The sequence below is a fragment of the Parapedobacter sp. genome (assembly GCF_053550995.1).
On sequence record NZ_JBMQOC010000121.1, the window covers coordinates 66,700 to 89,331 of the forward strand.

A 22,632-nucleotide genomic window follows, 5' to 3' on the forward strand; every position below is an offset into this window, starting at 1 on the left:
GCAGTGGAAGAGCATCTGATTTGTCTGGTGCTTGATGCCTGTACGGGCTAAAATGATATAATTTGACTGTAAAGGGGCAACATATTGTGGTTTTGCGACAGCACTCCGCTCTACCTTTGTAATACAAACAATTATAGCCGAAGGGTGCATGTAACTTTTACTGGGATGAAGAAGAAAATAGCCGACTATCGTATACTGACTGTATTGCTGATAACTTTCTGCGGCGGCGTGGCAACGGCCCAGTCGCCCGAAAAAAGGCCAAACATGATCATCATCATGGCAGACGACCTGGATTCGCGGCAACTGAGTTGTTATGGTGGACAGAACCTGAAAACAACCCATATCGACCGGCTGGCTTCGGAAGGGATGAAATTCAGCGCCTTGATTGCTTCCGAAGCGATGTGTATACCCACGCGGGCATCGCTGTTCACCGGCTTATATCCCGTGGGGCACGGCGCTTATCAGAACCATAAGCCGGTGAACCGTGACTTGAAAAGCGTGGCTCATTACCTCAATGACTTGGGCTATCGCGTAGGGCTCACGGGTAAGGATCATGTGACACACCCACGGTCTGTTTTTCCGTTCGATCGGGTGGATGGGTTTGAGCCGAATTGCGTCGCGTCAACCGACGAATACTTCTTGGATAGCATAAGGAACTACATCGGCCAAGGCGAGCCGTATTGCCTTTTTGTAATGAGTATCAACCCGCATGCACCGTGGACAGTGGGCAATCCAGATGAATTCAATCCGGAGGAACTCGTCTTACCCGCCCATTGGGTGGATACCGAACGGACGAGGACCGAATTCTGTAAGTATTTGGCGGAAGTACGCCGGCTAGATGACCAGGTGGGCGATATCGTGGGCCTGCTGGAAGAGACCGGAACCACTGATAATACGATTGTCATTTTCTTGGGTGAGCAGGGCCCCCAATTCCCCGGAGGGAAATGGACATTGTACGATAATGGGCAAAAAAGTTCGATGATTATCAAGTGGCCGGGGAACGTACAGCCTGGAACAGAAACCGATGCGATAGTGCAGTATGAAGATATTACGCCCACCTTGGTCGACATCGTGGGCGGAAAACCAATTACGGGGTTGGATGGACGAAGCTTCGCGGCGGTTTTAGTCGGAAAGGAGATGAGGCATCGGGACGTCGCCTACGGCATTCACAATAATATTCCTGAGGGACCCGCGTATCCCATCCGAAGTATACGTGACCTCCATTACAAGTTGATCTGGAACCTTACGCCCGATTCGACCTATTACATCAAGTACATGCTGAATACGGCGAATAAAAAGCTGGCGTGGACGAGCTGGATGGAACGCGCCGCCCAGGATGATCGTGCAAAAGCATTGACGGAGCGTATCGTGCGGAAGCCGGCGATTGAATTCTATGATATCGTTATGGATCCTTTCGAATTGGAAAACTTGGCCGAAAAGCCGGAATACCGGACGTTGGTTCAACGTTACCAAGCGAAGTTGCAAGGATGGATGGAAGCACAGGGGGACGAGGGCGCCGCGCTTGATGTACCGATTAGACGCGATTAATTACCATTATGAATAAACATACATCAAACCCTAATTTCTTCACCAAGCTAACGGTGTTTTTTGTCGCTAGCATCGTAGGCTCGATTGCCGGATCGTGTGCAGCGATAGATAAGCCGGAACAACCCAACGTACTGCTGATCATGGTCGACGATCTTCGGCCCGCGATCGGCGCTTATGGAGACCCGGTAGCCCTTACGCCCAATTTGGACAAGCTGGCAGCCGGGGGCGTGCTGTTTGAACGGGCGTATTGCAACCAAGCCGTCTGTGGGCCGTCGAGATACAATCTCCTGCTGGGCAGTCGATCCACATCGTCGGGGATATACAACTTCGGACGCGATTTCCGCGACCCTTATCCGGATGCGGTAACACTACCCCAATATTTCAAACAGCATGGCTATCATACCGAGTCGATGGGTAAAGTTTTCCACATCGGGCATGGCACATATGGCGACACCGCATCGTGGAGCGTGCCGCACCATAAGGACTTGGTAATCGAGTATGTCGACCCGGCAAGTAAGAAGGCAGGGCTTACCCGTGAGGAAGCTTTGTTTGCTAATATGGAGTGGGGTTACTCCAGGTCGCTTCCGCGGGGAATGGCGTGGGAATCGCCGGATGTGGCCGACGATGCTTATGCCGACGGACGTGTAGCGGCACGGGCCGCCGATCGGCTTCGGACGCTGAAATCAGCATCCCGCAAGCCGTTTTTTCTGGCGGTGGGGTTCGCACGGCCACACCTCCCGTTTTCGGTTCCTCAAAAGTATTGGGACCTATATGACGCGGATAAGTTGCCACTACCCCACCTTACCACACGGCCGGAGGGGGCACCTCCTTATGCGGTGAAGTATGGCGATGAAATAGACCAATATGCGCCATTGCCGACAAAAGTGACGGAAGAACCATTTTCGGATAGTCTTAGCCGGACACTGATCCATGGATACTACGCGGCGGTAAGCTATGTGGATAATCAGATCGGCACGGTATTAAACGAATTGGAGGCCTTGGGTCTCGACGAAAATACGATCGTCGTATTGTGGGGCGACCACGGTTACTTGCTCGGTGAGATGGGCATGTGGACCAAGCACGTGAATTATGAATTAGCCAACCGCATTCCGTTAATTATTGCCGCACCGGGTACCGCCCAGCCAGGCTCGCGTACCGCCCAGCTTACCGAAACCGTAGATATCTATCCTACGCTGGTCGCATTGGCGGGCCTACCTAGCCCCAAAGTGCAGCAGCCATTGGATGGCCTAAGCATGGTGCCCGTATTGAACGATCCCGAAACACGTATCCGTGACCATGCCTACCATTGTTTCCCTCGGGGCGGCCGGTTGGGTAGGGCTATTCGGACGGACCGTTACCGGCTGGTGGAGTGGCAGAAGATTGGTGATACCACCAGTCCGGTGGAATATGAGTTGTACGATTACCAAAATGGCGATATGGAAGTTGTGAACGTCGCGGATGAGCAGCCGGCTTTACGCGATTCCCTCCGGGCGCTCTTGGCAAGGCATCCCGCAGCGACGCCGCCACGCCCTGCAAGTAATCGATAATCTATCATGCAATGCATCTAAATTTATGTTAACTTCGACTTCATGATGAGAACCACGAAACCGGTGATAAAGACGCTTTTGCTATGGGGGCTTATGTGGTGTAGCTTAACCGCTTCTAGCCAAGAGCCCCCAAATATCATTGTCATCCTCGCAGACGATATGGGCTTCAGCGATATCGGTGCGTTTGGTGGCAAAATCATTCCTACGCCGCGGCTTGACCATTTTGCGACGGAGGGAACGAAATTCACCCAGTATTACAGTGCTTCCCCGATTTGCAGTCCGTCTCGGACAAGCATCTTAACGGGGATGTTTCCGGGCGAATGGAATTTTACCACTTTCCTGAACGATCGGCGCAGCAATGGCCGGGCGGAACAGGCCAACTACCTGAATGTGCATGCTCCTTCCATCGCTAAAGTACTGAAAGCAGCCGGATATGCCACCGGTCATTTCGGTAAATGGCATATGGGCGGTGGTCGCGACATCAAGAATGCGCCTGGATTCGAGCTGTACGGTTTCGATGAGCATGCGAGTACCTACGAAAGCCCCGAGCCCGACCCGGCACTGACCGCTACAGATTGGATATGGTCCGACGTGGACAGTGTGAAGCGGTGGGATCGAACGGCTTACTTCGTCGATAAAACCCTCGATTTCCTGCGCCGGCACAAGGGAACACCATGTTTCGTCAACCTCTGGCCCGACGATATGCATACCCCCTGGGTACCCGAAGAAAATCGACGCCAAGCTGGAGAGTTCCCCATGAACCCCAATGAAGAAGCCGCCTTCAAAGGGGTCCTTGCCGAATTCGATAAACAGATGGGTCGACTATTCGATGGGTTGGATGACCTGGGAATTGCCGAGAACACGCTGGTTATCTTTACCAGTGACAACGGGCCATTGCCAAGCTTCAAAGGTAGCCGATCCGGTGGACTCCGCGGAACGAAGCTGTCGCTTTACGAAGGGGGTATCCGTATGCCGTTCATCGTCCGGTGGCCGGGGCATGTCCCCGCCGGGATTACCGACAGTATCTCCGTACTGAACTCGACCGATCTTTTCCCAACGCTGTCGTCGGTCGCTTTTGCCGAGCTGCCAGCTAATTATAAAGGCGATGGCGAAAATCGGGTGGACGTGTTGACGGGAAGTCCGGCACCAAGGACAAAAGACATGTATTGGGAGTATGGACGGAATGACTATGCGTTTAATTATCCAAAGGGACGCAATCGGAGTCCGAACCTGGCCATCCGGTCTGGAAAGTGGAAACTACTGATGGATTACCAAAGTGACCATGTGGTGTTGTACGATATGGAAAACGATGGTTACGAAACGACCAACGTCGCTGCTTCACATCCCGACATCGTGGATGAATTGCGAACCAAACTTTACACATGGCGTTCGTACCTGCCCGACCTGACGCCGGAAAGAGCGGATCCCACACGGAAATAATTCCCATTCAATGGTACGATGTATTTTTAACGTGATAGATTTTGAAGTTTCCATTACTTAACAAACGGATGCTTGATATGATGATAAACAGAAAGAAATATGGTGTGGTAGGCTGGTGTTTGATCGCGTGGGTGTTTACGGGGTATGCACAGCAAAGCGAACGCTCCACGGCCTATCACCTCGTCGAGAATATCGGATATCGTGATCATGATATCGAAGATGCGTACGCAAAAGAGCGGTGTGTATTGGATGTGTACTATCCTGAAAATAAAGAAAACTTCCCCACGGTCGTCTGGTTCCATGGTGGGGGGATCACCGGGGGACAGAAGTTCATCCCCGATGAATTGAAAGAAAAGGGGCTGGCGGTGGTCGCCGTCAATTACCGGCTAAGCCCAAAGGTGAAGGCCCCGACCTATATCGACGATGCGGCAGCGGCGGTAGCCTGGACGTTTAAACACATTACGGATTACGGTGGCGACCCCACAAAAATCATTATTTCCGGCCATTCAGCAGGTGGGTATCTGGTGGCCATGGTGGGATTGGACAAATCGTGGCTCCAAAAGTACGGCGAAGATGCGGATAAACTGGCCGCTATTGTCGACTTCAGTGGGCATGCCATCACCCACATGACCGTCCGTGCCGAACGAGGAATCAAGGATACGCGGCCGATTATCGATGAATATGCGCCGCTTTACCACGTTCGGAAGGATGCCCCGCCGTTGGTACTCATCACGGGCGACCGGGAAATGGAGATGCTCGGCAGGTATGAGGAAAACGCCTATTTTTATCGGATGATGAAATTTGTAGGACATAACGATGTACATCTTTATGAATTGGATGGCTTTGATCATGGCGCCATGGCTGCACCCGCCTTCCATATCCTGCTCCATTATGTAAATGAATTGACCAAAACAAAACACTAGACGATGAATCCAAATAAAGTTATTGCCGCTCTTTTCACTGTCGCGCTGCCATTCGTTGTTAATGCGCAAAACATCCCCACGTCGTTCAACAATCCGTTGAATGTGGCCTTGGGGGATCCCTATGTGATTTATGACGAAGAGACCGCTCGGTACTATATGTATGGTACCGGCGGCGCGAACCATGGCTTTGCTGCCTATTCGGCTAAGGATCTGATGAACTGGAAGCCGGAAGGCCAGGTCTACTATGCCAGCAACGAAAATGGTTGGAGCGATTCCACGGCTGCATGGGGAGGCGCTTATTGGGCACCTGAAGTATACGCACATAAGGGCAAATTTTATATGTTCTACAGTGCGCAATGGAAAGATAATCCCGGTGGGGAGCTGGAGAATTTCCGTATTGGCGTTGCTGTGGCCGACAGGCCTACAGGGCCGTTCGTTGATCTGCCCAGCGGCCCGCTTTTCGATCCCGGTTACCCGATTATCGATGCCAATGTCTATTTTGCAGACGACGGACGCATATTCCTATATTATTCACGTTGCTGTTATAAGCACCCGGTAGAAAGCGAAGTGGCTAGCTGGGCGCGACAGAAAGGATGGTTCGATGAGATCGAAGAGAGCTGGGTATATGGCGTGGAGCTCAAGCCGGACTTCTCGGGCATTATCGGCGAACCTGTGTTGTTATTGCGGCCACCCGTTGAAATGACCAATGCGCAGGCGGAGTGGGAGAGCCGTTCGGTGACCAGTAAAGAAGTGAACCGTCGGTGGACGGAGGGTTCCTTCACCTTCAAACACGAGGGTACCTACTACATGATGTATTCGGCCAATCACTTTGCTGGTGAAAACTATGCCGTGGGTTATGCAACGGCCGAACACCCCCTTGGGCCGTATACCAAAGCGGCCAACAACCCCGTGTTGGAAAAAAATACCGCAAGTGGCGGCAATGTAACGGGTACCGGCCATAATAGCGTGGTATTCCTGCCCGGTGGGCGGATGTTGTGCGTGTATCACGGGCGTACCAAAAAGACGGGCAATGAACGGGTAGTCTTTATCGACGAGATGGAAATCAATGACAACGGCGTGCTAAAGGTGATGGGCCCTACAACGGCACGTTGATACTAAAGGATTTTGATGTTTTTTTGGGCGAAGGTGCCCAATAGTTGATCCGTAGGTTCTAGTTCGGTAATCAGGTAGTCAACCTGACTTGCTGAGCAGATGTTGAGCCATTTTACGCTATTCAGCTTTTCGGAAATGCTGATGACAGCCACTTTCTTTGCCGATCGGATAAGTGCTTTCTTTACCTGTACCACTTCCCAGTCAAGGTCTGTCAACCCCTCTTCCGAAGAAAAGGCATTCGCACCGAGGATACAGAGGTCGGCCTTTAAGCCCGCTAGCTGGTTAACGACGCTTGCTCCGATATGCAGATTCGCGTTTTTTGCCAATTTTCCGCCGATGCTGATCACGTCGAGGCTTTCATGCTGAGCAAGTGTAATGGCCACTTGTGGGCTTATGGTAATGAAAGTGGCTTTCAAATTTGAGGGGATAACTTTAGCCAGTTCGAGCATGGTTGTCCCACCTTCCGTCAAGATAACCATGTTGTTTTTAATCAATGTCAGTGTTTTGTGTGCGATTTGGGCTTTGGCGGTTGCCGCATAAACCACGTTGTCTGAATTGAAAGGTGTGACAAATGACTTGCCGATAGCACCCCCATGTACCCTGATCAATTTTCCTTCGGCTGCCAACTCCTTGATATCGCGGCGAATGGTGTCGTCTGAAACATTCAATTGCTCACTTAGGTCAACGGACAGCACTTTGTTATGCAGGTTGACTTCCTTCAAAATAAAAGCTTGCCTTTTATCCTTTCTCATCCCTTTGGTTGTTTGGCTGAATGTGCGGGTTCCCGCAAATCCGTACGTCCTAATACCGCAAATATACGAATTAATTCCATGTGGCGGGCCGTATTGCTGACTTGAATTCTTGGTTTATGCGTATTTGATATTTGTAAATTAGAAAAAATATTGCAATTTACGTTTCGATGTGTATATTTGCTGTTATTATGCTGTTTTTATGCGTTAATGAGAAAGTAATAACTAACCCAATACTTAATTTATGAATCGTGATTATACTCGAATCGCTTTAAATCAGGCCCGTATCGGCCCGTTGTATCACATCGTGAATGTGATAGCGCTGGTATTGATTTTCGCCTGCGCGGCGGTTGCACAAGAAGGGCGGCAGATTTCCGGCAAAGTGACCGATGACGTGGGACAGCCCATTTCCGGCGTCACAGTATCTGTCAAGCACCGTGCACAATCGACCGTGACGACCGGCGCTGAGGGACAGTTTTCAATTACGGCTTTGACCATGGATACCCTCCTGCTGACCCACCTCAGTTACGAGCCCCAGGAAATCCCTGTCGGAGACAACGTTGTTCTTACGGTGATTATGACGGCTTCCGCCAGTATGATGGAAGAGATTGCCGTTGTGGGGTATGGAACGCAACGGAAAATTACAGTGACGGGGGCACAGTCAACCATCTCAGTCAGGGAAGTGGAGCGGGCGTCCACGCCATCCATCTCTAACGCGATTGCGGGGAAGATGCCTGGCATTATTACCAGGCAGTCGAGCGGCGAACCCGGAGCCGATGCTGCACAAGTGTTTATCCGTGGACTTTCCACATTCGGGAACAATTCCCCCTTGATTCTCATCGACGGCGTGGAGCGTAACATGAATCAAATCAACGCACAGGAAATCGAGAGCTTTACCATACTCAAAGACGCGTCGGCGACCGCGGTCTATGGTGTCAGAGGGGCAAACGGTGTCATCATTATCAATACGAAGCGGGGGGTAGTGGGCAAACCGGAAATCACTTTCCGTACCGAAACAGCTTCGTTGACCGCGCTGCGGTTGCCCGAATACATTAATGGGGGTGAATATGCGCTTCTGATGAACGAAGCCCGCAATTTCCAGGGCCTGGACCCGCGATGGTCAGCGGCGGAAATTGACAAATTTTTTGATCAAACGGATCCTTATCTGTATCCGGATGCTGATTGGACGGCAGCTGTATTGAATAAAAAAACTTGGCAAACCATCAACAACCTTAGCGTAACAGGCGGATCGGAGATTATAAAGTATTATACCAATGTGGGTTATACCCTGCAAAATGGTATTTACAAGCAGGATCCCGCGAATAAATATAATACGAATGCCAACGTCAAACGCTACAATTTCCGAAGCAACGTGGATATCAACTTGGCCCGGAACCTGACCATGCAGCTGGGGATCGGCGGGATCATTCAAAACGGCAATTATCCGGGGGCCTCTTCAGGCCAGATATTCGACATGCTGAGGGTTATCTCACCGATCGCCTATCCGGTGCTGAATCCAGATGGCACACCGGGCGGCGCTTCCACCTATATCGGTGGCAACCCTTGGGGGCTTGCAACGCAGTCGGGTTACTCAACACAAGACCACACCACCCTCCAAGCGACTTTCGGTGGTAGATGGGATCTTTCATCGTTGTTGTTGGAAGGATTATCGGTGCGCGGGCTTTTCTCTTACGATCGTTATGCCCTAACGAACAACGTGCGTACCAAGGAATTTGAAGTGAAAAGATACCTGGGCAAGGATCCGGAAACGGGTGAAGACCGTTACAGTACGCCTTTCCGCGAGGAGAAACCCTTAGGCTATGCGATAGCTAATGCGGGCAATCGTGCCATTTATATGGAAGGCCAAGTCAACTTTGAGCGAACGTTCGACACACATTACCTGACAGCCATGCTGTTGTACAACCAGCGCGATTATGTGGATCTCACGGCAGGGAGCTCCATCCAGAACTTGCCTTTCCGGAAGCAGGGAGTTTCCGGGAGGTTTACCTATGCTTTCCATGATCGATATCTCGCCGAGGTGAACTTTGGATACAACGGCTCGGAAAACTTCCCCAAAGGCAGGCGCTTCGGTTTCTTCCCGGCGTTTTCGGCAGGCTGGGTGGTTTCGAACGAAACCTTCTGGAATTGGGAGCTGGTGAACCATTTCAAAATCCGTGGTTCGCATGGAAAGGTAGGTAACGATCAGATCGGCCAGCGCTTTCTGTTCCTGAACACCATCAATACCGCAGGCCAATCGTATCTGTTCGGACCCGACCAACAGTTGTACTACGGAATGGAGGAAAACCAAATCGGAAACGACAGGGTAACCTGGGAACGGGCGACGAAAAACAATCTTGGTATCGATGTAGGATTACTCAACGACAGGATTACACTGCAGGTGGATGCGTTTAATGAGCACCGATCAGGTATCCTCATGCGGCGGTCCACGGTGCCTGATGTGGCTGGATTCTTCCCATGGTCTATTCCCTATGCCAATATCGGGGTGATGAAGAATAAAGGGGTTGATGCCCTTCTGGAGGTACGTAACGCCACTACGTCCGGCTGGATGTATACATTCCGCGGCAACTTCACTTTTGCCAAAAATGAAATTATTGAAAACGACGAGCCGGAACGCCGTTATCCCTACTTGTCGTCGCGGGGGCTGGCGTTGGGGACACACCACACGTATATTGCGGAAGGATTTTTTGAAAGTGAGGAAGAGATAAAAGCCTGGCCCCGCCAAACGTTTTCAGTAGCTCGCCCGGGGGATGTGAAGTACCGTGATATAAACGGCGACGGGCTGGTCGATTCATACGACCGCGTGCCGGTTGGATACCCGCGACTGCCGCAGATGTCATTTGGTTTCGGCGGTACCGTTGCTTATAAGTGGTTGGATTTCAGTTTGTACTTTACCGGGGCTGCTCAATCGAGTATTTTCCTGAGCGGTTACTCCATGTGGCCGTTCTATGACGGCGAAGGGGTGAACAATGTCTTGCGCGAATACTATGATAATCGTTGGACTCCCGGCCGCGAGGACGCACTTTACCCTGCTATTGACCGTGGAAACAATCCGAATAATTTCCTTAATTCGACCATCTGGCTGCGGAATGGAAACTACCTCCGGTTACGAAATGCCGAAATCGGCTTTAATTTACCGGAACATGTAGTCCGCCGACTGTATGTGAAGGATCTCCGTTTATTTGTCAACGGCATGAACCTGTATACATGGGACCATGTCAAGATCATCGATCCCGAATCAAACGATGGGACCGGTGGATACCCGCTGCAGCGATCCTTCAACTTCGGCGTGCAAATTAATTTCAATTAACCATCACTAACCAAATAATGATGAAGAAGCTTATTACACTTGGATTTGCCGCCATCGTTCAACTGATGATCGCATCCTGCCAAAAGGGCTTTTTGGATAAAGCACCGGAGGAAGACATTACCATTGAAGAGGCTTTCTTGCAACGTCGGTATGCAGAAGCTTTCCTGACAGATATTTATGCCGGGGTACCGAATGAAATTTATTTCACTGACATGGCTGAAATTCAGCCGTTTGTTATTGCTTCTGATGAGCTGAACGTGCCGTGGCCAGAGAAATTTGCCAAGCTGGTGAACCGCGGCTCGTGGAATGCATTCAATGTGGCGGGGCAAATATGGAAGAACATGTATGAAGGAATACGAAAAGCCAATATATTCTTGAAATACATTGAGCTTACCCCATTGGATAACACCTTTACCCAAGTGGATAAAGACCGTTGGATTGGTGAAGCACTGTTTTTGCGGGCATTTTACCACTTTATGCTGATGCGGATATACGGCCCCGTGCCTATCATGGATTATGCGGCCAGTTTGGATGAAGATTTCCATCAGATTAAGCGCCGGCCACTGGATGAATGTGTAGCGTTCGTCGTTAGCCAATGCGACGAAGCCATCCAGCGACTACCGATGAAAGTCGTAGAAAACCGCCATCTCGGCCGTCCCACAGCCGCTTCAGCACTAGCTTTGAAGGCACGGGTACTGCTTTACAATGCCAGCCCGCTATGGAATGGGAATCCTGACTATACCGATTTTACCAACACCGATGGAACGGCCCTGTTTTCCACTGCATACGCTGCGGATAGGTGGGCAATCGCTGCCGAAGCAAATAAGCAATGCATCGATCAATGTGAACAAGCCGGTTATCGTTTATTCCGGTCGGCAAGCAACGATCCGATCGCAAACTATCAACAATTATTCATTACCAATCACAATGAGGAAGTGTTGTTTGCCCGTAACAGCGGCCGCGACGCATGGATGGAGCGTTGCGCTTTCCCTGGTAGCTTGGGTGGATGGAACGGTTGGAATCCCACGCAGTACATCGTCGACGCGTACGAAATGGCCAATGGCCAAATGCCGATAACCAGCTACACCCCTAGTGGTAGTCCGGTTGTCAATACTGCTTCGGGCTACCAAGAAGCCGGTTATGTGGCGGCAGACGATCCGCAGGGTAGATGGCAGGCAGGCGTGCGTAACATGTATATAAACCGTGATCCGCGCTTCTATGCAACGATCAACTTCAATGGGGCAACGTTTGCTGGCCATCGGATGGAATTTTGGCAGACCGGCGCCGATGGCCGGGGTAACGCCGGCCGGGATTATAACACCACCGGTTACCTGCTGAAGAAATTCCTTGACCCCTCGGTAAACCTTTCGAAGGGTGAAATTTCGCTGAAGACTTGGATTTTTTTCCGACTGGGTGAAATTTACCTCAACTATGCCGAAGCGTTGAATGAAGCGAGTGGCCCCGTTGGCGATGTATACCAATATGTAAATGCGATCCGCGAACGGGCAGGCATGCCCCCATTGCCTGCCGGCCTGTCCAAGGAGCAGATGCGAGAACGTATCCGGCATGAGCGGCGCATCGAGCTGGCTTTCGAAACCCATCGATATTTTGACTGCCACCGTTGGAAAATTGCCGATCAAACCGAAAGCGGCCCGTTCTATGGAATGAACGTAGCGGCGGGAACGCATTTGCAGGACGATGCCTTTTATCAACGGACTGAGTTTGAAAAACGCGTGTTCCAAGCACCTAAGCATTATCTTTTTCCCATTCCGCAGGCGGAAATTGACAAAAACCCCAGTTTCGTCCAGAATCCGGGATGGTAAGAATATGGCTAACGAGTAATAGAAAATGAACCCGGCATATCAAAGGCTCCATCTGACAATTAAGCGAAAAAAGTATATGAAAAGAATAAACCAATACATGGCCCCCGTTTTCCTGCTACTGCTGATGGGCTGTAGCGGTGATATCACTATCGATGAAGAGATGGCCGCATTAAAGGGGTTTGGCAAGGTGTATATACCACAGGCTAATTATGAGCCACTTGTTTTGAATGTGACCCTGACAGACGAGGATTTCCACATTGGATACAACGCCTATTATGGAGGTGTCAAAAATGCAGAAAGACCTATTTCGGTGTCATTTACCCCTGATGAGAGCTTGGTGGAGCCCTATAATCTGCAACACGATGCGGATTACGAATTCTTGCCAACTGCGAGTTTTTCGCTGTCGCAAACAACTGCATCGATCGACCCGGGGCAACGTTCCACCCCCGTATTTGATGTGGTGGTGAAACCCGTGGGGCAACTGGAGCCGTTTAGGCCCTACCTACTACCGATAACGTTAACAGCGGAAGGCGCACCTGTTAATGAGGCGCTGCAAACGGTATATGTGGAGGTGATCGCGTCGTTCGGACCCGGTGAAGTACCTCGTCAAAAGGTTTTATCGCTTGGGGCCAACCAGGGGGAGTTGTTGGTGCCTTTTGTAGAAGGACAGTTGATTGTACGGGACGCGGCTGGCACTTTGCAGCTTTATACTGCCCATGAAGGACGTTTCGGCGATGTAAGGGCAATCGGGCAGGGATGGGGTATTTTCGACCATATCTTTTATTTCGCACCGAACCGGATGGTTGGGGTTGCCGCAGACGTGTTTCAATATCAAATAGATCCGATGGGTACTTTCGGAGACAGTCGCACGATTGGCTGGGGATGGAATATTTTTGATCGCGTCATACCGTATCGGCATTATTTAATCGGCGTCCGGCCCGACGGCTTGGCAACTGCTTATCCATATAACGAGTTTGGCGACCTCGACGGTGGGAATATCCGTGATCTGGCTGCGGACTGGAATCGATATATCCATTTGTTTGCTTACGGGAATTCGCTGCTAGGTATTCAGGACGACGGCACGTTATGGCAAATCCCCATGGACGAAAGCGGTGTTCCGTTGCAGCGCGTACAACTAGGGAGCGGTTGGGATATGTATGAGTCTGTTATTGCGATGGGAGACGATTTGTTAGCTATGGACGCCGAAGGAGACGTGTGGCGTTATGCGTTCGACGCCCGCGGGTTTTGGCCGCTCAAGGCGTCCCAATAGTTATCCGTAGTTTTAATAATATTCCATTTTTTGATAGGTTTAGTTTAATTTTAATGAATCATATGAAACAGAAATTCAACAGAAGGGCGTTTATTGGAATGACCGCCGCTGCCGGTGCCGGACTTACCCTCGGTGGCCCCCAATTTGTTTGGGCACAACAGTCAGATAAGCCCGCCATCTTGGGGGGTAGTAAAGCATATACCACGGGTTTTAGTGCATGGCCCATTTTTGATGATACGGAAGAGAAAGCCTTGATCTCGGTATTGAAGAGTGGAAATTGGGGGCGGCTTAACGGTCCCGTCGTGGCCGGGTTCGAGGAGGCGTATGCCAAACTGAACGGCGTGGGCCACTGCTTGGGGGTATCCAGTGGTACGGCTGCCCTGACTACCATTTTGGGTGCACTGGATATCGGTCCGGGAGATGAAGTCATCATCCCCGTATACACATTCATTGCTACTTACAATGTCGTAGTGCTTAACTATGCACTGCCGATCTTAGTGGATACGGATATAGAGACGTTTCAGATCGATGCTAGAAAAGCGGAAGCTGCGATCACTGCCCAAACGAAGGCGATTATGCCGGTGCATATTGGTGGTACGCCGGTAGATGTCGACGCATTCATGCGGTTGGGCGAGAAGAACGGGATACCGATTATAGAAGACGCCTGTCAGGCACACCTTGCTGAATGGAAGGGCAAAAAGGTCGGCAACTTCGGACTGGCAGGTGCTTTCAGTTTCCAGTCGTCTAAAAATCTCAATTGTGCGGAAGGCGGCGCGATATTGACCAACGACCCAGATTTTGCTCGTGCCTGTTATACATTTCATAATCAGGGACAAGGCGGAACGGGAACGTCTTATGGTACGGGTTCGGGCACTCGGGCAACAAACCTGAGGCTCACCGAGTTTCAGGGCAATTTGTTGTTGGCTCAAATGGCACGTTTGCAGCAACAAGCGAAAACGAGATCAGAAAATGCCCAGTATTTGACTGAATTATTGGCTGATATACCCGGTATCGAACCGGCGAAATGGTATCCGGGTACGACACAGAGTGCTTACCATTTATATATGTTTCGTTATCTGAAAGAACATTTTCACGGTTTGAGTCGCGACAAATTTGTGGAGGCGATCAATGCGGAAGGAATCCCCTGCGACCGGGGTTATGGCCAGATGAACCGTGATATATACGTCACCGGGCTTGCTTCAAACCCGCACTACCTGCGGATCTATGGTGAGAAGACGATGCAGGAATGGTTAGAACGCAATCAATGTCCGCAAAATGATAAATTGACCCGGGAGCAGTCGCTATGGTTTTTCCAAACCATGTTGCTCGGGACGCGTGAAAATATGGAACAGATAGCGGCAGCGATACGGAAAATCCAGAAATACGCCAAGCAAATCGCGAAGGCATAGGTGAGGCCCTCTGATGGTGGTTTATTAATAGGGAGTAAAAAGGAACATGCATGGAACCTGCGGAAGCGTAAGCTTCATTGCCGTTGAGATTAAATAGTGCCAATGAAAATGCAGGTTCCATGAGGCCATTAAAGAACAAACTGCGAAGCATTCATGAATACCATTGAAAGCACGCAGTTAAATGAATAATTATTTTCGAATGAATTTGAGAGTTACGGAAAGCCGGTCTGTGCACAGGCATTTGGAAAAGAAATCAGTTGACGAGCTTATCGGGTTGATTAATCAAGAGGATCAATCGGTTGCCATCCGGATAAAAGAGGCGCTACCCCAAATCAGCGGACTGATTAAGGCGATCGTCGAAAAAGTCAGCGCCGGTGGCCGACTGTTTTATGTGGGTGCTGGTAGCGGTGGCCGGCTTTCCGTATTGGATGTTATCGAACTTCCGACAACCTACGGGGTGCCTAAGGGAATATTCAATGTCATTTTGGCCGGTGGTATCGAACGGCTGGCGGATGCCTTGGAAGAAAAGGAGGATGACATGGAAGAGGCTTGGACGAAATTGCGGGAGGCGGCGGTTACCTCCAAGGATATCGTCGTCGGTATTTCGGCCAGTGGCACCACGCCCTTTGTGCTGGCAGCCCTACGCCAATGCAAGCAAAACGGCATCCCCACGGGTTGCATCGTCAGTAACGCGGATTCGCCCATTGCGGCTGCCGCCATGTTTCCCGTAGAGGTTGTCACGGGGCCGGAATTCGTTACCGGTAGCACCCGGATGAAATGCGGTACGGCACAAAAGATGATACTAGACATCATCAGTACCACGACCATGATCCAATTGGGTAGGGTGGAAGATAACAGCATGGTCAACGTCGCACTGATCAATGACAAAATCACGGATCGGGCCGTACGGATGCTAATGGAAAAGACCGGTATCGCGGACTATGATGAAGCCAAAACGATACTGTTGAGGCACGGTAGTGTAAAACAAGCGTTGGAAAATGTATCGAAAATTGTTTAATATGGTAAACGATCGAAAATGGGGCAGCTTCGGTTGGCTGATCGGCTTTGGAGCGTTAGTGGCTTTCCCCCCGTCTGCTTTTGCACAATACGCCTACCGTGTCGGCAAGGGGCAAGCGTCCATCGAACCCAATCAACAGGTGCTTTCGGTAGCATTGGCGGGTTATGGAGCACCCCGAGAAGGAGGTTTTTCACTCGAATGGACGGCATTGGCCCGTCCTGGAAAAGCAGATGATGCTACCATCGCAGCCGATCGGGTATATATGCTGCACGGCGGGACGATTCGGCAGATGGGTTTGAATGATTTGGGAAGCGGGGCAATCGCGGTGGAACAACCCGAAAGCATCCGTATGATTGCCGGTAATGGAAACCACTTGGTTGCGCTCAATGCCCATAATGAATTATTGGAAACTAAGATATCCGGCCGGGGCAAGTTGCGCTGGAGACATCGGGGGACGCTGCAACAAACACCGCGGTCACTATCGTATTGGAAAGGTCGATTGGTTATGCTGGATTCCGAAGGGATGCTTTGGACGGCGGAAGGCGACCGTAGCCGGTTGACTTGGCGTCCGATAATCGAATGCGAAGATGTAATCGATATCATGGGAAACCGGGACGAGCTGTATGTACTTACTGCCGAACAGGAAATCCTACGGTATGATGAACCGCGGGGTTGGCTGCGGGTGGCCATTCGCAACGGAATTACCTACGATCAGGATATGCAGTTGTTGATGGCGTCGAGTGGGGGATTTTGGGGGATGGACAGTGCAGGCGTACTGTATCAGGGACAGCATAGCAGTACCCATCAGCTAGCCGTAAATGTGTTAATGATCCAGAAAGGCAAAGACCGCGTGGCGCTGTTGGGCGCGGATGTCTGTGGGTTTGATACCAGCTTTGTGAATGGCATGAAGGACGAAATCCAACGGAAATTTGGGCTGCCCCCCAACGCCGTCATGGTGAATGCATCCCATACACACTTTGCCCCCGTTACGCAAAACTGGCATACTTGGGGCCCGCATTGCCAAAAACCCGATAGTGCATATCTTTATACCGTGGTGAAATCTGCGGTCTTTGATGCCATGCGGCAGGCCAAGGAGGCGCTGCAGCCGGCAAACCTATATATCGGGAAGTCCGAAGTCGAAATCGGACATAACCGGAGTCTGCCGGGTAACGATTTGCCTTATGACAAGGCCCTTGATGTGATCCGCGTCGATTACGAAAACCTCGACAAGGACGATATCGTATTTTTGGCGGGCTGCCATCCCGTATTCCAAAATGCAGGTCGCGAAGGCTTGACCATTAGTCCGAATTACCCCGGTATGGCGAGGGAGATGCTGTTGCACCACTCGGATGTAAAATCCGCGATGTTCCTGCAGGGCTGTGGTGGCGATATCAATCCTGTAGATGGGGATCATCGGGTGACCGCGGAAAAAGTCGTCTCTGCCGTCACGGAAGTGCTTGATCAAGGCGCCATGCAGCCTATCAAAGGCGATATCACTTTTTATTTGGATACCGTAAAGTTTGATAGCCGTCCCTGGCCAGAAGGTAAGATCATGGAATTCCGGGCAGCGAATGCGGGCAGGGAAGGTGACGTGGGTGCCGAAAAGAATGTCCGGTGGGCGGATTTGATGCTCCAATACATCAAAAACGACGAAATGCCTACGACCATGCCGGTATTCGTTCAGACATTTAATATCGGGAACTGGAAATTGGTAGGGGTTTCAAGGGAAACAACAACCGAGTACAGTTTGGGCATCAAGGCTCTGTGGCCCGATAAATTGGTTACCGTGGCTGGTTATTGCAACGATGTTTCCAGTTATCTGCCCACCCGCAGGCACATTCAAGCCGGCACTTATGAAGGGGCTGATTCATTCTTTTGGTACGGCCAACCCAATATATTTCCTGAGAACGTCTATGAAACGATTATCGAGTTCATTAAATCAAAAAACCGGTAATAGCTATGGCGCAATTTCTTCAGGCCGTAACGCAGGAAAAAAAAGGTTCCCTGCGGTCATCCCCTGTTACCTCATCATCGGTTGGTATGCGAGTATCGGTTACCGGCTCGGCAAAAAGCAGGAAGGAGGGTATCGACTATGATATTGGTTGCAGATAGCGGCTCTACAAAAACCGATTGGGGAGTGATTTCGGCGGAAGGCGTGGCGACCTATTTCTCGACGTCAGGCTATAATCCCTTTTTTATGGACAGCGATTCCATTCGGGATGCCATTTCATCGGAAATAGGTTCATACCTGGCCCCGGTGGACGTGCAGCGCGTTTTCTTCTATGGCGCGGGATGCCAAGGTGGTCAAGTGTCAAACATGGCGCGGGCATTGAGGCAGGTATTCACATCAGCTATTACGGTAGAAGTATCCATGGACCTGCTCGCGGCTGCGAAAGCGTTGCTCGGTAATCAGCCGGGCTTTGCAGCTATTTTGGGCACAGGTACCAACACCTGTTTATATGACGGCAACACAATTACCTACCACATCGATTCATTGGGATTTCTACTTGGCGATGAAGGGAGCGGGGCGGCTATCGGGAAATGCATATTGGTGGATTTTTTAAGGCATCAGATGGACCATCCGATACGTGAGGCATTTGGACGCAAATATGCGTTGGATGAAGCTGTGATTATGGAACAACTATATTCATCACCCTATCCGAGCCGGTATTGTGCATCATTCACGCGGTTTCTGGATGAGCCCGAAGCAGTGGAAAGCTACAGGGCGCGGATTGTCGGAGAAGCGTTTCGGCTTTTCTTCGAAAAATTGGTGTGTTTATATCCTGCATATCGATCGCTAACCTTCAATTACGTGGGGTCGATCGGTTACCATTTCCATGATCTTTTGAAAATGGAGGCCGAGAATCGTGGCATGAAAGTCGGACGCGTGCTTTCTACGGTCATTGAAAAACTCACTTTATACCATAAGTCAGCTAACTGAGTCGTATAAATACCCAACATCGTCCAGAAGAAACCTACATGCCACCTGTTGATATGCCGTTTTCAGGATGGGGCGGGTTGCGTCAGTACAGTGCGGGTTGCGATTGCGCATTATTGGATTTACATTGTGCCTACATATAAGCCATAAAACACAGGGGTGGGATTTCAAGGATGATGTGGGTTTTTATGCAGGACCATTATGAAATATATTAGTATATACATTGCACTTGCGCTGTTGGCTGCGAATACCTATTCGTTGGCACAGGAGGTTGCGGCGGCAAAGCACGGCAGGGATAGTACCTACTTTCGGGATATTTATCCGGATACGTGGGTTGCCTCGGACGCTCTGGGTCGTACAATGCCCGATTATGAGGATGTAGGCCCCGTAAAAAATGACCAGCGGCGGGTAGTCGGTATTTTTTACATCACTTGGCACGGTGACGATCGTGCCGATCTACCGGCACCCTACGCCGCCGATGTTTCCCGTATATTAGCGGCCGATCCCGGAGCCCGGTTAGATGCGAAACATCCGCTGTGGAAAACAGGGGCTTATCACTGGGGTGAGCCCGAGATGGGATATTTCCTGAGCAAAGATGCGTATGTCATCCGAAAGGATATGTCGATGTTGGCTGATGCGGGCGTCGATGTATTGGTGATGGACGTAACCAATGCCGTTCGTTACTGGGAAGAATGGGAAGTGCTTTTCACCACCATGCAGGCAATGAAGGCCGAAGGGAATAAAGTGCCACGTTTTTGTTTCTGGGCATTCAATGGGCCGGTGATTACCGTGGTCCAGGACCTCTACGAACGTATTTATGAAGCCGAGCGTTTCCGCGATCTGTGGTTTTATTGGGATGGCAAGCCGTTGCTCTTATATAATGGCAACCCCAAATATGACGCCAATGGGAAGGATGCCAAACAACCCAATCTACACTACGACCCCCAGGCTAAAAGCGATGTCAACCATCCCCATTACGGTGATCCGGCCTATACGGAGGAGTTTTATACCGACTATACGCAAGAGGTAAAAGATTTCTTTACACTGCGTACCATGTGGTGGGGCTATCATAAATGGGCAGGAGAACGGTTTGTAGGTACCGAAGACAACTGGAGCTTCGGCTACGATCTGGGTAACGAGGCGGTACGCCTTATGGATCCGGATAGCCTGCTTTCCCGGCACCGGGGCAAAAAAGAGCAAGCGGCGGTAACGCCTGCCCAACATTCGTCGACGCTGATCGGGAAATCATGGACCCGGGAACAAGGCGAACCCACCCTGAATGACCAAGACATGCCCGAAGCAACGGAAGTGCCCTGGTTAGGGAAAACGGTTGCCCACCCGGAGGGGTATGGAATCTACTTCCAGGAACGATGGGACGAGGCGCTTCACGCCGACCCTCAATTCCTATACATTAATGACTGGAACGAATGGACTGCTGGGAAGTACGATTCGGAAGCGGGAAAAACGCAAAATTTCATGCGGCGCAAAAGCCCGTTTATTTTTATTGACCAGTATAACGCTGAATTCAATCGAGGCATACAACCGATGAAGGGGGGGTATACGGACAATTATTATATGCAGATGGCCCAGAACATCCGCAGGTATAAGGGTGTCCGACCGATTCCGGAATCATATGGTATTCATGCGGTGGCAATCGACGGTGATTTCGCGGAATGGGACCAGATCGATGTGGAGTACCGGGATACCAAGGCCGATGTGGCCCATCGTGATTACAAGGGATATGGGGGACTTCATTATACAAATGTGTCCGGCCGGAACGACATCGTAACCAGCAAGGTAGCCGTCCAACGGAAATCGATCGCTTTCTATGTCGAGACTTCTGGCTACCTCTCACCCCATACGGACAACCATTGGATGCTATTGCTTATCGATGCCGACCAAGACCCGGAAACAGGGTGGTTCGGTTATGATTTCGCGGTAAATAAGCAGGTAAATGATGGAAGCCAAACGACACTCATGCGCTATGATGCGACGAATGGGGATAATCCATGGTCAAAAGTTGCCGATCTCGAGTATCGCTATCAAGGCAATCAATTAGAATTAGCCATCCCGAGGAAAATATTGGGCTTGGATACGGATCAACTCAGTTTTGACTTTAAATGGAGTGACAATGCGGCGAGTTTGGAGGATCCGATTTCCTTGTGTGTCGATGGGGATACCGCGCCTAACCGGCGGTTTAACTATCGGTACATATGGCAAAAAAAGACGGAAACAAAATAGATAAACGATGAATTTACACCATCCATCCATGAAGTGGCTTGCCGGAGCGTTGTTCGTAGCCATGGTGGCCATGGCCTGTCGCCAGGAAAAGCAGCAGCAGGCATATGATGTGGCAGCCTTCTACTGGCCGGCCTATCATTATGAACGCCGGGCCGAATTCTTGTTTCCCGATAAGAAAGGCGAATGGGAAATCATCTACAATGCGGTACCCAAAGAGGAGGGGCATGCGCAGCCGAAGGTACCGCTGTGGGGATATCTGGATGAAGCCGATTCGGCGGATATGAACAAGAAAATAACGGCGGCCGTAGCCCATGGAGTCAACACGTTCATCTTTGACTGGTATTGGTACGAGGGGCAGCCGTTCCTGGAAAGCTGTATCGATAGCGGGTTCATGAAAGCCAACAATGGGCGCATGAACTTTTACCTGATGTGGGCAAATCACGATGCGACCACCTACTGGGATGTAGATAACCCCCGGATCGATTCAGTGATCTGGAAGGGAGGGGTCGATCGTGAACAATTTGACGTGGTGGTGGATCGTGTGATCAAAAACTATTTCCTTGACCCATCGTATTACAAAATCAATGGCGAACCCGTATTTTGTATCTATGAGCTGCAAACGTTAATCGATGGGTTAGGAGGTGCCCAGCAGACAAAGGAAGCGCTGGATGATTTCCGGACAAAGGTTAAGGCCGCAGGTTTCCCCGGATTGCACCTGCAGGGGATCCTTTGGTCGGCACTCCCCTCGACCATCGCGGGCGTTCCGGGCGACCGGATCGAAACACAGGATAAAGTTTTGGAATATTTTGGGTTCAGTAGCCTCACCAATTATTGCTGGGCACACTTGCAGGATCCTAGCGGCGACTACACGAAATGGGCTGAAGCGTCTACGGCCATGTGGGCAGATTTTGACCGTGATTTCTCCATTCCTTATTTCCCGAATCTGACGGTGGGTTGGGATGCGAACCCGCGTTTCCTTTTCAAGGCAGGATACATTACCAACCCAGCCCCGGAAAAATTCGCTACGTATGTGGAAAAGGCGAAAAGCTATGCCGATGCCCATCCCGACCAACCTAAACTCATTACCATCAACGCGTGGAACGAATGGTCGGAGGGTAGTTATCTCGAACCTGATACCGTGCATGGATTGGGTTACCTGGAGGTTCTTAAACGGGCATTTATCGGTAACGACTAACGCCGATAGGCCGGCGGCGACAGGCAAATAAGGTGGGGCCATTTGTATTTTCCCAAGGAAGTATGTAGCTTTCGGCCATTATTTGGTTAC

At 50.6% G+C, this 22,632-nt stretch carries 15 protein-coding genes; 14 read left to right on the top strand and 1 reads right to left on the bottom strand.

Translation table 11 applies throughout. The features are described 5' to 3' along the window. The first annotated feature begins 165 nt into the window (after positions 1–165). From ACO1NT_RS16660 to ACO1NT_RS16680, 5 genes are all read left to right on the top strand, one after another. Positions 166–1,548: a sulfatase family protein gene (locus ACO1NT_RS16660; protein ID WP_449049869.1), complete on the top strand. Its 1,383-nt coding sequence runs from the start codon at positions 166–168 to the stop codon at positions 1,546–1,548. 8 nt (positions 1,549–1,556) lie between these two features. Beyond that, positions 1,557–3,095 (top strand): sulfatase, encoded by a 1,539-nt coding sequence (locus tag ACO1NT_RS16665; protein ID WP_449049870.1) that lies wholly within the window; start codon positions 1,557–1,559, stop codon positions 3,093–3,095. 42 nt (positions 3,096–3,137) lie between these two features. Beyond that, the gene (locus ACO1NT_RS16670) at positions 3,138–4,535 is read left to right on the top strand and encodes a sulfatase family protein (protein WP_449049871.1); all 1,398 of its coding nucleotides are present in this window, start codon (positions 3,138–3,140) and stop codon (positions 4,533–4,535) included. A 77-nt stretch (positions 4,536–4,612) separates the two neighbouring features. Then, positions 4,613–5,458 (top strand): alpha/beta hydrolase, encoded by an 846-nt coding sequence (locus ACO1NT_RS16675; RefSeq protein WP_449049872.1) that lies wholly within the window; start codon positions 4,613–4,615, stop codon positions 5,456–5,458. A 3-nt stretch (positions 5,459–5,461) separates the two neighbouring features. Next, the gene (locus ACO1NT_RS16680; protein WP_449049873.1) at positions 5,462–6,571 is read left to right on the top strand and encodes a glycoside hydrolase family 43 protein; all 1,110 of its coding nucleotides are present in this window, start codon (positions 5,462–5,464) and stop codon (positions 6,569–6,571) included. Between the two features lie 2 nt (positions 6,572–6,573). Here the strand turns inward: ACO1NT_RS16680 and ACO1NT_RS16685 are convergent, their stop codons facing one another. Then, positions 6,574–7,323, bottom strand: a complete 750-nt coding sequence (locus ACO1NT_RS16685; protein WP_449049874.1) for a DeoR/GlpR family DNA-binding transcription regulator — start codon at positions 7,321–7,323, stop codon at positions 6,574–6,576. 241 nt (positions 7,324–7,564) lie between these two features. Here ACO1NT_RS16685 and ACO1NT_RS16690 point away from each other — a divergent pair, with 241 nt between their 5' ends. The 9 genes from ACO1NT_RS16690 (at position 7,565) to ACO1NT_RS16730 (ending at position 22,542) form a co-directional block, all read left to right on the top strand. Beyond that, positions 7,565–10,648: a SusC/RagA family TonB-linked outer membrane protein gene (locus tag ACO1NT_RS16690; RefSeq protein WP_449049875.1), complete on the top strand. Its 3,084-nt coding sequence runs from the start codon at positions 7,565–7,567 to the stop codon at positions 10,646–10,648. A gap of 17 nt (positions 10,649–10,665) precedes the next feature. Beyond that, entirely contained in the window at positions 10,666–12,471 is a 1,806-nt protein-coding gene (locus tag ACO1NT_RS16695; RefSeq protein ID WP_449049876.1) for a RagB/SusD family nutrient uptake outer membrane protein, read from the top strand. Between the two features lie 76 nt (positions 12,472–12,547). Beyond that, complete coding sequence (locus ACO1NT_RS16700; protein WP_449049877.1) at positions 12,548–13,741, top strand: BT_3987 domain-containing protein; 1,194 nt, start codon at positions 12,548–12,550, stop codon at positions 13,739–13,741. 62 nt (positions 13,742–13,803) lie between these two features. Next, a complete protein-coding gene (locus ACO1NT_RS16705; RefSeq protein ID WP_449049878.1) occupies positions 13,804–15,150 on the top strand; it encodes a DegT/DnrJ/EryC1/StrS family aminotransferase in 1,347 nt (448 codons plus the stop codon). Positions 15,151–15,349: 199 nt separating this feature from the next. Next, on the top strand, positions 15,350–16,168 hold the full coding sequence (locus ACO1NT_RS16710) for an N-acetylmuramic acid 6-phosphate etherase (RefSeq protein WP_449049879.1): 819 nt from the start codon (positions 15,350–15,352) through the stop codon (positions 16,166–16,168). 1 nt (position 16,169) lies between these two features. Next, a complete protein-coding gene (locus ACO1NT_RS16715) occupies positions 16,170–18,122 on the top strand; it encodes a hypothetical protein (protein ID WP_449049880.1) in 1,953 nt (650 codons plus the stop codon). 138 nt (positions 18,123–18,260) lie between these two features. Beyond that, entirely contained in the window at positions 18,261–19,109 is an 849-nt protein-coding gene (locus ACO1NT_RS16720) for an N-acetylglucosamine kinase (protein ID WP_449049881.1), read from the top strand. Positions 19,110–19,307: 198 nt separating this feature from the next. Next, positions 19,308–21,347: a hypothetical protein gene (locus tag ACO1NT_RS16725; RefSeq protein WP_449049882.1), complete on the top strand. Its 2,040-nt coding sequence runs from the start codon at positions 19,308–19,310 to the stop codon at positions 21,345–21,347. Positions 21,348–21,354: 7 nt separating this feature from the next. Further along, positions 21,355–22,542 carry a glycosyltransferase WbsX family protein gene (locus tag ACO1NT_RS16730; protein ID WP_449049883.1) on the top strand — a complete coding sequence of 396 codons (1,188 nt, stop codon included), beginning with the start codon at positions 21,355–21,357 and terminating at the stop codon, positions 22,540–22,542. The last annotated feature ends 90 nt before the right edge of the window (positions 22,543–22,632 follow it).

Bases quoted from the DNA above. Each gene is read 5' to 3' on its own strand.
- ACO1NT_RS16710 (WP_449049879.1), top strand. From the start codon at position 15,350: ATGAATTTGAGAGTTACGGAAAGCCGGTCTGTGCACAGGCATTTGGAA.
- ACO1NT_RS16715 (WP_449049880.1), top strand. From the start codon at position 16,170: ATGGTAAACGATCGAAAATGGGGCAGCTTCGGTTGGCTGATCGGCTTT.
- ACO1NT_RS16690 (WP_449049875.1), top strand. From the start codon at position 7,565: ATGAATCGTGATTATACTCGAATCGCTTTAAATCAGGCCCGTATCGGC.
- ACO1NT_RS16675 (WP_449049872.1), top strand. From the start codon at position 4,613: ATGATGATAAACAGAAAGAAATATGGTGTGGTAGGCTGGTGTTTGATC.
- ACO1NT_RS16680 (WP_449049873.1), top strand. From the start codon at position 5,462: ATGAATCCAAATAAAGTTATTGCCGCTCTTTTCACTGTCGCGCTGCCA.
- ACO1NT_RS16685 (WP_449049874.1), bottom strand. From the start codon at position 7,323: ATGAGAAAGGATAAAAGGCAAGCTTTTATTTTGAAGGAAGTCAACCTG.
- ACO1NT_RS16730 (WP_449049883.1), top strand. From the start codon at position 21,355: ATGAATTTACACCATCCATCCATGAAGTGGCTTGCCGGAGCGTTGTTC.
- ACO1NT_RS16705 (WP_449049878.1), top strand. From the start codon at position 13,804: ATGAAACAGAAATTCAACAGAAGGGCGTTTATTGGAATGACCGCCGCT.
- ACO1NT_RS16700 (WP_449049877.1), top strand. From the start codon at position 12,548: ATGAAAAGAATAAACCAATACATGGCCCCCGTTTTCCTGCTACTGCTG.
- ACO1NT_RS16660 (WP_449049869.1), top strand. From the start codon at position 166: ATGAAGAAGAAAATAGCCGACTATCGTATACTGACTGTATTGCTGATA.
- ACO1NT_RS16665 (WP_449049870.1), top strand. From the start codon at position 1,557: ATGAATAAACATACATCAAACCCTAATTTCTTCACCAAGCTAACGGTG.
- ACO1NT_RS16725 (WP_449049882.1), top strand. From the start codon at position 19,308: ATGAAATATATTAGTATATACATTGCACTTGCGCTGTTGGCTGCGAAT.
- ACO1NT_RS16720 (WP_449049881.1), top strand. From the start codon at position 18,261: ATGATATTGGTTGCAGATAGCGGCTCTACAAAAACCGATTGGGGAGTG.
- ACO1NT_RS16695 (WP_449049876.1), top strand. From the start codon at position 10,666: ATGATGAAGAAGCTTATTACACTTGGATTTGCCGCCATCGTTCAACTG.
- ACO1NT_RS16670 (WP_449049871.1), top strand. From the start codon at position 3,138: ATGATGAGAACCACGAAACCGGTGATAAAGACGCTTTTGCTATGGGGG.